The sequence below is a fragment of the Pedobacter psychrodurus genome, assembly GCF_004331735.1.
Classification (GTDB): Bacteria; Bacteroidota; Bacteroidia; order Sphingobacteriales; family Sphingobacteriaceae; genus Pedobacter; species Pedobacter psychrodurus.
Window position 1 is genome coordinate 89,366 of record NZ_SJSO01000005.1, and the last position, 12,465, is coordinate 101,830.

General features: G+C 37.0%; 10 protein-coding genes. 5 read left to right on the top strand and 5 right to left on the bottom strand.

Translation table 11 applies throughout. From position 1 onward, the window contains the following. Nucleotides 1-31: 31 nt before the first annotated feature. Nucleotides 32-655 (bottom strand): futalosine hydrolase, encoded by a 624-nt coding sequence (gene mqnB, locus EZ456_RS07230; RefSeq protein WP_131528736.1) that lies wholly within the window; start codon nucleotides 653-655, stop codon nucleotides 32-34. 112 nt (nucleotides 656-767) lie between these two features. On the opposite strand from mqnB, the gene EZ456_RS07235 reads away from it, so the two are divergent. From EZ456_RS07235 to EZ456_RS07250, 4 genes are all read left to right on the top strand, one after another. Continuing rightward, entirely contained in the window at nucleotides 768-1,178 is a 411-nt protein-coding gene (locus EZ456_RS07235) for a 6-pyruvoyl trahydropterin synthase family protein (protein ID WP_029274209.1), read from the top strand. A gap of 12 nt (nucleotides 1,179-1,190) precedes the next feature. After that, on the top strand, nucleotides 1,191-1,826 hold the full coding sequence (gene folE / locus EZ456_RS07240; RefSeq protein WP_116250505.1) for a GTP cyclohydrolase I FolE: 636 nt from the start codon (nucleotides 1,191-1,193) through the stop codon (nucleotides 1,824-1,826). Nucleotides 1,827-1,909: 83 nt separating this feature from the next. Next, complete coding sequence (fabD, locus tag EZ456_RS07245; protein WP_131528737.1) at nucleotides 1,910-2,791, top strand: ACP S-malonyltransferase; 882 nt, start codon at nucleotides 1,910-1,912, stop codon at nucleotides 2,789-2,791. Between the two features lie 90 nt (nucleotides 2,792-2,881). Further along, nucleotides 2,882-6,613, top strand: a complete 3,732-nt coding sequence (locus EZ456_RS07250) for a sensor histidine kinase (RefSeq protein ID WP_131528738.1) — start codon at nucleotides 2,882-2,884, stop codon at nucleotides 6,611-6,613. 45 nt (nucleotides 6,614-6,658) lie between these two features. On the opposite strand, the gene EZ456_RS07255 is transcribed toward EZ456_RS07250, so the two are convergent. Continuing rightward, nucleotides 6,659-7,561: a coiled-coil domain-containing protein gene (locus EZ456_RS07255; protein ID WP_131528739.1), complete on the bottom strand. Its 903-nt coding sequence runs from the start codon at nucleotides 7,559-7,561 to the stop codon at nucleotides 6,659-6,661. Between the two features lie 206 nt (nucleotides 7,562-7,767). On the opposite strand from EZ456_RS07255, the gene EZ456_RS07260 reads away from it, so the two are divergent. Beyond that, nucleotides 7,768-9,312 (top strand): glycoside hydrolase family 10 protein, encoded by a 1,545-nt coding sequence (locus EZ456_RS07260; protein ID WP_131528740.1) that lies wholly within the window; start codon nucleotides 7,768-7,770, stop codon nucleotides 9,310-9,312. Nucleotides 9,313-9,321: 9 nt separating this feature from the next. On the opposite strand, the gene EZ456_RS07265 is transcribed toward EZ456_RS07260, so the two are convergent. From EZ456_RS07265 to EZ456_RS07275, 3 genes are all read right to left on the bottom strand, one after another. Next, the gene (locus EZ456_RS07265; RefSeq protein WP_131528741.1) at nucleotides 9,322-10,341 is read right to left on the bottom strand and encodes a LacI family DNA-binding transcriptional regulator; all 1,020 of its coding nucleotides are present in this window, start codon (nucleotides 10,339-10,341) and stop codon (nucleotides 9,322-9,324) included. Between the two features lie 37 nt (nucleotides 10,342-10,378). Next, nucleotides 10,379-11,539 carry an acyltransferase family protein gene (locus EZ456_RS07270; protein ID WP_131528742.1) on the bottom strand — a complete coding sequence of 387 codons (1,161 nt, stop codon included), beginning with the start codon at nucleotides 11,537-11,539 and terminating at the stop codon, nucleotides 10,379-10,381. Nucleotides 11,540-11,731: 192 nt separating this feature from the next. Beyond that, the gene (locus tag EZ456_RS07275; RefSeq protein ID WP_131528743.1) at nucleotides 11,732-12,247 is read right to left on the bottom strand and encodes a transposase; all 516 of its coding nucleotides are present in this window, start codon (nucleotides 12,245-12,247) and stop codon (nucleotides 11,732-11,734) included. Nucleotides 12,248-12,465: the final 218 nt, after the last annotated feature.

Genomic DNA, 12,465 nt, shown 5'->3' on the forward strand with positions numbered 1-12,465 from the left:
TTAACTACTGTACTACAGTAATTGGTCATAATCAGTTCATTTCTACAATAAAAGAGATCGCCCAATCGTTTAAATTTTTAATGGCTAAACCAATTTTCCAATTGTCTTTATTTCTCGGCTCTACATAATTAGATATACTTCTGATCTGTAAGCAATCTACCTTTAACTGTTTACTGGCATAAAAAACAGCAGCACCTTCCATACTTTCGGTAGTTGGATTTAACCTCTTGATTAGATTTTTGATACTTTTTTCGCTTCCCGTTACACAGTTCATGGTTATCCCTTTTGCTACGGGTAGGTTAACTCTTTTGTGTGTTTTCGAGGTATAATGGTTCTCCCCAAAGCCTAAATCGCTTATGGTTAAAAATTCATCCCCATTTTCGGCGCCTAGTTCAGCAAAAGTATCTTCAGTAATATTTAATACTGTACCTAAGGCTATGTTCCGATCGAAGCTTCCGGCGATACCGAAATTTACCACAAGGCTATATTTAGATGAAAAATGTTTGCCCAGGGCAAAGGCTGTTGCCACCATCCCAACTCCGGTAATCAGCAAATCGAAATTTTTACTTTCCACAAAATCTCCGTCAGGCAGGTTAAAATGCTGGTAAAAGAAGGTGAGCTCAGCTTTTGTAGCAGCAACAACTAAAGTTTTCATAAGGTAAAGTTAGTAGATTGTTTTCATTAAAGTTTTAGGTTTTATGTAAGCTTTGGTCTTTAGTCTTTAAGCTTGAACCTTTATCTGTATATTTGCATTTTATTTTATAGTAATGATTTACATAACGAGAAAAGCATCATTTAATGCGGCGCACAAATTGGCCCGTACCGATTGGGATGATGATAAAAACAATGAAGTTTATGGTAAATGTGCCAACCCCAATTGGCATGGCCATAACTATTGGTTATATGTTACAGTTAAAGGCGAAGTTAATCCGGAAACGGGTTTTCTTGTTGATTTAAAATGGCTGAAAGACGTAATGAATGACTATGTGGTAGATAAGGTTGATCATAAAAATTTAAATCTTGATGTAGATTTTATGAAAGGCAAGTTGGCTTCAACTGAAAATCTGGCCATAGAAATCTGGAAACAATTATGGGCACCGATTGCAGAGAGCGGTGCTGTTTTGCATTGCGTAAAAATATACGAAACCGAAAATAATTTTGTTGAATACTTTGGTTAAAAACCTGAATTAATGAGCAATAAAGACGTATTGAAAGGCGAATCGAGAGACGGTTATGTAAAAATAGACCGTTACAACGAAGATAAAATTGAAGCTGTAGCTACACATTATAAAGATATTCTTGGCCAGTTGGGCGAAAATCCAGAACGCGAGGGTTTACTAAAAACACCTGAGCGCGTGGCTAAGGCGCTGCAATATTTAACACATGGTTACGATTTAAAACCTGATGAAATTTTGAAGGGTGCAATGTTTGAAGAGGATTATAGCCAAATGGTTGTGGTTAAGGATATTGAAGTGTATTCGATGTGCGAACACCATATGTTGCCCTTCTTCGGTAAAGCACATATCGCTTATATTCCTAACGGGCATATTGTTGGTTTAAGTAAAATTCCGCGTGTAGTTGATGCTTTTGCCCGTCGTTTGCAGGTACAGGAACGTTTAACGAACGAAATTAGAGATTGTATTCAAAATACCCTTAACCCAATGGGCGTTGCGGTGGTGATGGAATGCAGGCACTTATGCATGTCTATGCGTGGTGTGCAAAAGCAAAATTCGGTAACAACAACATCAGCCTTTACAGGAACTTTTTTAAGTAACGATAAAACAAGAGCCGAGTTTTTAAGGTTAATTACCGCAAGTTTAGATTAACCCCCATCCCCCTAGAGGGGGTATGGATTTAACAATAATAATTTAACTAAATATTTAATTTCCCTTTTAGGGGATTAAGAGATATGAAAGCATATATTTTTCCCGGACAGGGAGCGCAGTTTGTAGGTATGGGTAAAGATCTTTATGAGAACCCCAAAGCTGCAGCATTATTTGAACAAGCCAATGAGATTATCGGTTTCCGTATTAGCGATATTATGTTCAGCGGAACAGATGAAGATCTTAAACAAACTAATGTAACCCAACCAGCAATCTTTTTGCATTCGGTTATTTTAGCAAAAGTATTGGGCGATGATTTTAAACCAGATATGGTTGCAGGCCATTCGTTAGGCGAATTTTCGGCTTTAGTGGCTGCAAATGCATTAAGCTTTGAAGATGGATTAAAACTGGTTATTGCCCGTGCAAATGCGATGCAAAAAGCTTGTGAAGCGCAACCATCAACAATGGCAGCTATTTTAGGTTTAGCTGATGATGTGGTGGAGAAAATCTGTGCAGAAATTGATGCTGTAGTAGTTCCTGCAAATTATAACTGCCCAGGGCAGTTGGTAATTTCGGGCAGCATAGAAGGAATTGATCTCGCTTGTGCTAAATTAACAGAAGCAGGAGCTAAAAGAGCTTTAAAATTAAATGTAGGTGGTGCATTCCACTCTCCATTAATGGAGCCAGCAAAAATTGAATTACAGGCTGCTATAGAAGCTACGCCTATTGTTGCACCAATTTGCCCGGTTTATCAAAATGTTGATGCAAAGCCATATACCGATCCAGCTGAAATTAAAGACAATTTAATTAAACAATTAACTGGTGCTGTACGTTGGACACAAACAGTAGGGAACATGCTTGCCGATGGGGCAACTGAATTTGTAGAGGTTGGCCCAGGTAATGTGTTACAGGGATTGGTTAAAAAGGTAAGCCGCGAGGTACAAACAAGTAGTGCTGCCATAGCTTAATTTTATTCAAAATAGAATATTTTGCCAACGCCATAAACTCAACTGTTTATGGCGTTGTTTTTTATCAATATTTAATATCTTTATCCGTAGATGAAAATGAGCTTTGGTGTAAAAATAAGATTTCTATTGCTTGTTTTGGGCTGTTGCCTCATTGCAACTTCTATTTCGTTAAGTCGGTTTACAACCAAAAGTGAGCTCCTTGAGCACGACGCGCAAGAGATTCAACAGAACCTTTTGATCAAAGAAAAAGCGGTAAAAAGCTTTTTGGCTGATAAAAATCAGGTTATCAAGGCAAAACAGTTTCATCTCAGCCCACAAAATGCAATAGATTTTATCAATACCTACCGCAAAAACAATGGCATAAACCTGTTAACCTATCAAAATAACCAACTTAAGTTTTGGAGCACCTATAAAGTCGCAGAAATAGATCCAACTACAATAAAAGAGGGTAGTTCTGTCTTGTTTTTTTATAATGGCTGGTACGAGGTGATTAAAAGTACTCAGGGCAATTTTAGCTTTATTTTCTTGATTACCATTCAATCTCAATATCCTTTTAAAGAAACAAAGTATTTTAAAAATGATATCGATCCAATTTTATCAAATACCAAAATATTAACGTTCGCATCTTTTACAGATAAGGATGTATATGTAATTAAAAATTTGGATAATAAGTTTTTATTCGGACTTAAGGTTAAACCAGGGTATGCAGAAACCCATTATTCAGGCACACAATTATGGTTGTTTGTTGCCGGTATGTTATGCATCTGTATGTTTTTTAATTCTTTAAGTTCGTTCATTGCCAGGCGTGGACATATTGCCTGGGGTACTTTTTTGTTATTGTTTTTCTTCTTAGCCTTTCGGTTAACAGATTTGTATTATGGTTGGTTTAACCACAGGTTTACTTTAGATCTATTTGATCCGAAGATATATGCTGATAATTTCCTGATGCCTTCGCTAGGCGATTTTCTCTTGAATGTAATTGTATTAACCTGGTCACTCTTGTTTATGTACAACCACAAGGAACAATATAAGTTTCCGGAATGGATTAAGCGGAGCAAAATAATTGGAATTGTTATTCAGGCTGGATTAATGGTATTGATTGGCCGGATAGTTTGGGATACTGATGATATTTTCTTCGGATTGATTTTTAACTCAAAAATTAATTTCGATATCATTAATATCCTTAAACTCAGTGGAACCAGCTGGGTGGGTATTGTAATTTTGTGTCTGGCCTGGTTTCAGATTTACCTGATAACTGCTGTTTCGGCAACGGTAAGTAGCCAATTAAATGTAACCAATAAGGAGCGGGTCATTGTTTTTTTTATTGGCTTTGCAGGTGTTTTTATCTACAAGCTAGTGGTAGATTTTAATGCGTTTTTTATTGTTTTTGCCCTTGTGTTATTTATCGTGGCGCGGGCCGTTTATTTAAAAGAAAAGAACTTTTCAATCGGCATGTTTGCCATCGTATTTTTCTGCCTGGCTTTTAATACTTCTATTAAATACACCAAGTATAAAGATATTAAAGAAAGAAGTTTGCGCGAGCCTTTGGCCAGAAAAGTGCAATCATCAGAAGATCCGAATGCTATTATTGCTTTAGGTACTTTGGGCAATGAAATTGTTAAAGATAATTTTCTGACAAGCTATTTTAGTCAAAACAGAAAAGGCACTTACGCGGTACTCAAAAATCATATTAAAGATTATTTAGATGGCTATTTAAACCGGTATGATTATCAGATCTATCCATATGATAGATTGGGTGCTGCGATAGAGAATTCTGAGACACCACCGATCGATAAATATAAAAACCTGGTCGAGGCTGGGTCTGTTAAAATTGATGGATCTAACTTTTTTTATCAGGTTAACAATACATTTGGTTACCAGGATTACTTTGGGATTATTTCGATTGTAGATAATGGTGGTTTATTAGGTACACTCGTTATAGAACTCCGGTCGAAGCCATATAATTACAACAATCGGCTACCCGATCTTTTAGGAGATCAGAAATTGATCAAAGACGAAGATTTTAAAGGTTATTCTATTGCCTTGTACAGCAATAATAAGTTGCTTAATCAATCTGGAAATTATACATATCCTTTAGATGGAAGCATATTTAAGGGTAAAAAAGATGATTTTATAACCAGTAATGATGATAAACTTCATTACAGCCATTTAATTTATAAGCCTACCAACAGCAAAATGGTTGTTATCAGCAAAGAGAAGGTAGATTATGTAGAACGTTTGGCAGCGCTATCGTTTTTCTTCTTGATATTTATCATCTTCTCCTTGTTACTTTATGGTTTAATATGGTTAATCAAAAACCTTGATGATGATAAGGTAGGTTGGTTTAGTATCAACAGGTCATTAATGATCAACGCCAATAAGATTTTGTACAAAACCAGGATCCAGGTTTCTATTGTATTGGCCGTTGTGGCAACGCTGGTTATTGTAGGTTGGGGAACTTACTATTATATGAATAATGAGTACCGTGGACAGCAGGATGCTATATTAAAGGATAAAATAAGGAAGGTTCAACAAAACTTTGAGAAGCAGATTTTTAGTAATGGTATTATTGCAAACGACGAGAGCACTGCCGCAGATTTTAACAATTTTGCCGATATCAACAATGCTGATTTAAATTTATATGACCTGAGTGGCAACCTGATCATGACTACCTATCCCAAGCTTTATAATTACAAAATTATCGGTAAAAAGATGGGGCCATCTGCCTTTGCTTCTTTAGGAGGCTTGCATCGGTCGGAATTTATCAACCCAGATGAAAAAATTGGCAATTTAACCTACGCAGCCGCATATGCACCCATCAGAAATGCCCAAAATAAAACAATTGCTTATATTGGTTTACCAAATTATTCAAACGAAGAAGAGTACAGCGATAAACTGGCGCTTTTTGTAAGTAACCTGATTAATCTTTATGCGCTGGTATTTGTGGCTATTGGAGTATTGGCTGTGTTTTTGGCCAATCAGATTACCAATCCCTTAACTTTCATTCAGGAAAGTATTAGTAAAACGAAAATCGGGCAAAAAAACGAGCCTATTGTATGGCGTAGACATGATGAGATCGGCTCTTTAATTAAGGAATATAACCATATGATTGCGGCCTTGGAAGATAGTGCGATTAAGCTGGCCAGATCGGAACGTGAGAGCGCCTGGAGAGAAATGGCCAAACAGGTTGCCCATGAAATCAAGAATCCGCTAACGCCTTTAAAATTAGGTGTTCAGTTGTTAGAGAAATCGTGGAAAGAGAAAGATCCTAATTTCGAACTTAAGTTTAATAAGTTTAGCAAATCGTTTATAGAACAGATCGATAGTCTTTCGAAAATTGCTTCTGAGTTTTCTAATTTTGCCAAAATGCCCGATACCAATCTGGAGCGCCTTTCTTTACTTCCAATTATTGAGCAGGCAAGAGAGGTATTTAAAAGTACCGAAAACGTAACCATTGATGTGCTAAACAAGAGCGATAAGGACATCGAAATCATGGCCGATCATGATCAGCTTTTAAGAACGTTTAACAATCTGCTTAAAAACGCGATAGAAGCTATAGATGAGGAAACTTTATGCTGCATTACCATTATTGTATATGTAGATGTGAAAAATGCATACATAGAAATAAAAGATAATGGAAAAGGTATACCGCCAGTGCTGCACGATAAAATATTTGTACCGAACTTCACTACTAAAACATCTGGTACAGGCTTAGGCTTAGCTTTTGTTAAGCAGGCTGTAGAAAATGCCGGCGGTTCAGTTAAGTTTACCTCCATAAACGGTTTAGGAACAACGTTCTATTTGAACTTTCCTTTAGCTTAAATTAAAAAATAACAGGTATGGATTTGGTTAATCGGATGGTGGGTTTTATCTCAACTCCACTTGAGCTTTACCCATGGTATTACCATCGGCGTATAAAATTACGGTATATATACCCTTTATAAATGGTTTAGGGTTTGCCCAATCGATAACATAGGTACTGTCATCGTTATTGTAGTTAATAAAAATAGAATGGCTGAACTGCATATCCTGCCCATCAGCCTCAAAATGGTTTCCCTCGTCTGCAAGCAGATTCCCCGCCGGATCGAATACCCGAAGATAAATGTTATGATGTCCCTTTTCTGCTAATTGGTTAGGCACAACATTAAAGCGCACACTTAACTTCTCTGCAGTAGATGATTTGGTTACTTCTACTTTTTTACCGCTTGATTTTGTCCTGAAAGCAATAATTTCGGCCGATTGAAGCTTTAATGCCGCGGCAGTTTTAACTTTCGCATTTAGATTAGAGTTTTCGTTTTCTAAGTTCGATGCCTTATTACTGATGTTTCTTAGGGTATTCTGTAGGCTATCGCGACTGTTTTTTAGAAAAATATTGTCTTTCTGCAGCTGAATAATCTGATCATTGTAGTTTTTTACAAATGTTTTCAGCTCATTAATTTGTGTATTGGCTTTGTCGAGTTCGCCCTGAGTAATCTGGTTTTTTTCTAAAGCTGCTTTAAGTTCTTCGATTTTTACCCGGGCAAGCTTCTGTTCTTCAACAAGCTTCTCGTTTAAATCCAGGTTTAATGCATTAACCTTATCCAGCTCAACCTCAATCTTTTCTACCTCAAGCCGTAGTTTATCCTTCTCTGTACTAACTGTAACAAATCTTTCACTTTGCTTTCGATCTTTAAAAAACAAGTAAGCATTTGTGCCAATTAAAGCTGCAATAACGATGACCAGGAAGTAAATTTTGTTTCTATCACCCTTATTAATCTTTTGTGGTTCCATTTTTAATAACGCTGTATCTTCTGTAAATTAATATACTTTTGTTCTCCATAGGTAAATGGGTGTACACAATTAATTTTAGCAGGGCACAAATTAAAATTTTTAATAAACTTATAAGAGTTTTTAAAAAAAATCGTTTACTTGCTAGTGTTCATTTGTATTCAAATCAACACAAACACACAACCTGAATAAAAAATAAGACAGAAATAATGCTTAAAAACTTCCTATACGCACTTTTATCTTTAACTGTAGTACCTTATATATTAAATGCACAACCTTTATCAAAAATTGCACCAAAAAGGGAGTTTAGAGGTGTTTGGGTGGCTACTGTTACCAATATAGACTGGCCATCGAGGCCAGGTTTAAGCATTGATCAACAAAAGCAGGAGCTGATTGGCATTTTAGAAAGACATAAAAGCCAGGGGCTGAATGCAATTATTTTGCAAGTTAGACCGGCAGCTGATGCATTTTACGCAAAATCTAGAGAGCCCTGGAGCCAATGGTTAATGGGTAAACAAGGTTTAGCACCTGCACCTGGTTACGACCCTTTGGCCTTTGCCATTAAAGAAGCTCATTTCAGGGGAATGGAGCTTCATGCCTGGTTTAATCCTTATAGAGCCAGTATGAGCAGCTCGGCTGTTTTGAGTGAAAACCATGCTTATCGTAAACATCCTGATTGGTTTTTTACCTATGGTGGCAAAAAGCAGTTTGATCCGGGTATTCCTGATGTGAGGGAATATATAGTTCAGGTAATTTTAGATGTAGTAAAGGGATATGATATTGATGGAATTCACTTTGACGATTATTTTTACCCTTATAAAGTAGAGGGACAAACGATTAACGATGGTAATACTTTTTACAAATACCCCAATAATTTTTCAGATATAAAAGATTGGAGACGCAATAATGTCGATCTGCTCATCAAGCAGCTGGACGACAGTATTCACCACTATAAAAAATGGGTGAAGTTTGGTATTAGTCCTTTTGGTATCTGGAAAAATAAAAACGAAGATCCCGAAGGTTCTGCTACCAGTGGCTTATCTAATTATGCAGAACTTTTTGCCGATAGCCGTAAATGGGTTAGAGAAGGTTGGGTAGATTACATCAATCCGCAGATTTATTTTACGTTTACCAGAAGGGTAGCACCATATGGTGTTTTGGTTGATTGGTGGAGTAATAATACTTTTGGCAGGCATGTTTATATCGGGCAGGGCGCTTATCTGGTAAATTCGAGGGCAGAAGCAGCATGGAAAAACCTAAGGGAAATACCCAATCAGATTAGATACATAAGAGACAATAACCGAATTCAGGGGAGTGTGTTTTTTAGTTCTAAATCATTAAGTACAGTTGCTAAAGCCGTAGGCGATTCGTTAAAAAATGATTTTTATAAATACCCTGCTTTGCCACCGCAAATGCCATGGCTGGATGAGGTACCACCAAACCAACCTCAAGCATTAACGGCTGATGCACTAAAAGATGGTGTACATTTAAAATGGCAACTTCCGTTAAAGGCAAAAGATGGAGAAACGGCTTCGGGATTTGTAATTTACCGATTTACTGAAGGAGAAAAAATTTCGGTACTCGATCCTAAGAACATTGTTAAAATAAGCTTTGAAGATTATCTTTCATATATTGATACCAGTGTAGAAAGTGGAAAGCGGTACAGCTATCTCGTAACTGCGCTAGATCGATTAAAAAATGAAAGTGATCCTAGTGGTCCTGTTGGTATCGAAGTTCCGTTAGCGAAGGAATAATAGGCGCTATTAATCCTTTTTATTAGTCGATTCTCTTTCTACAACAGCTGGATCGAGCACAATATGCTCCATATTGGCGTATGGGCTCTCCTGATTAATCATTTTCAGAAACATTTTAGCACATTCTTTGCCCATTTGTGGCGCATGCTGATCAATTGTTGATAGGTTAGGTGTAATGTAAGCTGAGAATGCTTCATTGGCGAAACCAATTACACCAACTTCAGGTGGTGTTTCATCAATCTCTTTAAGCTTCTTAATTACACCTAGGGCGGTAAAATCATCACCCGCGATAATCGCATCGGGCTTGTTTCTGCTGCGCATTAACTTGCCGGCACCAAATCGGCCGTCTTTAATGGATAAACCTCCAAAAATAATATGTTCTTCTATTAGCGGAAGGTTATGGTCTGTTAAAGCTGCTTTGTATCCTTCTAAGCGATCGTTAAATATTTTAATCTGATGAACGGTGGTTACAAACGCAATTTTTTTATAACCCTGATCGATTAAATGTTTTGTAGCAATATAACCCGCCTTGAAATCATCAAGTGTAATGGTAGGGACTTTTAATTCTACATTTACACGGTCGAATAATATGAGGGGTTTATTTTGCTTAATAATTTCGGCAAAGTGCGAAACATCTTCTGTTTCTAAAGACATTGAAGCCATAATTCCATCTACCTGTGCTTCTAGTAAGGTTCTTACGCCATTTATTTCATTCTCAACAGATTCATTGGATTGGTAGATAATAACACGGTAGCCGCTGTTCTTCAGCCCGTCTTCTATACAATGGATGATAGATGCAAAGAAATGTGCCTGCACACTTGGCACAATTACACCAATGATATGAGTTTTGCCAGATTTTAACGCAGAGGCAAGTTTATTCGGGCTGTAGTTTAATTTTTTAGCCATTTCAACAACAGCCTTTCTGGTGGCATCGCTTATTGCCGGAAACCCACTTAGCGCCCTGGAAACAGTTGATACTGTAATATCAAGCTCCTTTGCTATATCATATATGGTGGTTTTCTTTTTCAATTGCAAAAAGGGGACAATCAATTATAGCGTAAATTTACTAAACCTTAATAATAATGTTCTTTTTATACATAAAATATAATAACACATAAAAACCGAGTACATAGGTTACGGCCCAAACTAAGGAAGCATTTATAGGGCTAAAAAATGGACTGTAACAAGTTTCGTAGAAGCGCACCAATAATCCTGTTTTTGTACCATCAGGTTTCGTAATCTGGATTAGATTTAATACTCGGGGCATTAACCCTGCTAAGAAAAAGACTGTTATGGCATTTACGCCATAAACAACAAAAGGAGTGGTGAATTTTTTGTAACCCTGAACATCTATTATCCAGTAACAAAGGGCCAAACCTATAGATGCCAATCCACCGGCATAGAGCACATAAGAACTTGTCCAAAGGGCTTTGTTAATCGGAAATTGTAAATCCCAAAGCAAACCTAAAATAACAGAGGCAATGCCGGTAGTAAATAGCCAGGCAACCTTAGTTGGATTGTCTATATCTTTTCTACGCATCCAAACGCCAACCAGAATACCAAATAAACAGGTTCCCACTGCTGGTAATGTGCTCAAAACTCCCTCTGGATCCCAGGTTTTTGAAGAGGCCCAGGTGTGTGCCTCAGTTAAAATGCCACGGTCGATCCATGCAGCCAGGTTAGTTTCTTTTTCAAGGTTTGGATAGCCTACTCCTGGTACAGGAATAAAGGTCATTAGCGCCCAGTAAACGGCGAGTATTACTATTAATGTTTTGAATATCGTTTTGTTAGATACTTTGATGAAAATGATACTGCTGATGATGAAAACAATACCTATCCGTTGTAAAACACCCAAAAGCCTTACCGTTTGAAAAGCCTCCCAGATAGATCTGTCGTCCATTATGGCACTGATAATTTTTCCGAAAATGGCAAGGAAGAAACCGAGTAAATAAAGTATAATGCCACGTTTTATAGCTTTTATGATTGTTTTTTGATGTGTAGCGGGATCTGCTTTACTGCTGCTCATGGCAAAGGCAATAGATACACCAACAATCCATAAGAAGAATGGGAAAATTAAATCAGTGGGTGTACATCCATTCCATTCCGCATGCTCTAAAGGTGCATAAATATGCCCCCAGCTGCCCGGATTATTCACTAAAATCATTGCGGCTACGGTTAATCCCCTGAAAAAATCAAGAGATAGTAATCGTTGTTTAGGTTCGGTCATGGCTAGCTTGTTTGGGTTCAGCAAACTAATTTAGAGTATTGTTTTTAGAATGAGAAATTACTTACGAAGTTTAGCTTGGGCTAAGCGGGTACGGGTAACTTCGTAAGTCTATATGAAATGTCTCGCAAAACTTCTGAAGTCTCGCTGCGCGCTCGGCCATCGAGATTTCGTAACTTGAGCCAAAGCGAAAGTTCACTGATCATTAATCCTATGATCAGTTATAAAGCCTGCTAAACCACCAAACAATTCTAATACTTCAGATTTACAAATCGAACTTGGTTCATCTGATAAATATGAACTGAAAGAAGAATACTTATAATCTTCCATTTTTTTTACCAATCCCGAAGTTAATGGGTTTTGGTGTATATAAGTGATGATTCGGGTATAGTAAGTCTCAGAATCAACTTTCTTCGATTTATATCTTCCTTGCCATAAGCCGCCAACCCGGTTATAACTTTGGTTTATTGCTTTAGTATAAGAAATAAGCATGTTCTTAATTCCTTTTTCAAAATTCAACCTATCCTTTATCCTGATAAAAAAATGAAAATGGTTTGGCATTAAACAGTAAGCCAATACATCAACCGATGGTAAGACATAATTTTTAAACTGCTTTAAAAAGAAAATATAATTTTCATCTTCAAAAAATATTTTACCCTTATTGTTTCCTCTGTTGTAAATGTGGTAGCAACAGCCTTCCTCTATCTTCATACTCTAACGATTTGAATAATTGATTTAGGGATGGCTAATCAGATATGAATATAAGTATTTATCTTCAAAATAGCGCGCGTAATTACTCAAAAGTTTAGATAGGGAGTTGAAAGGGCTTCGTAAGTCTCTAATGCCTGTTAAAACCTGCGAAATCTTTCTACGCTCTTGGCCTTTAAGATTTTGCAGGTTGAGCGCACAAAAAATCCTGCTTCGAATGA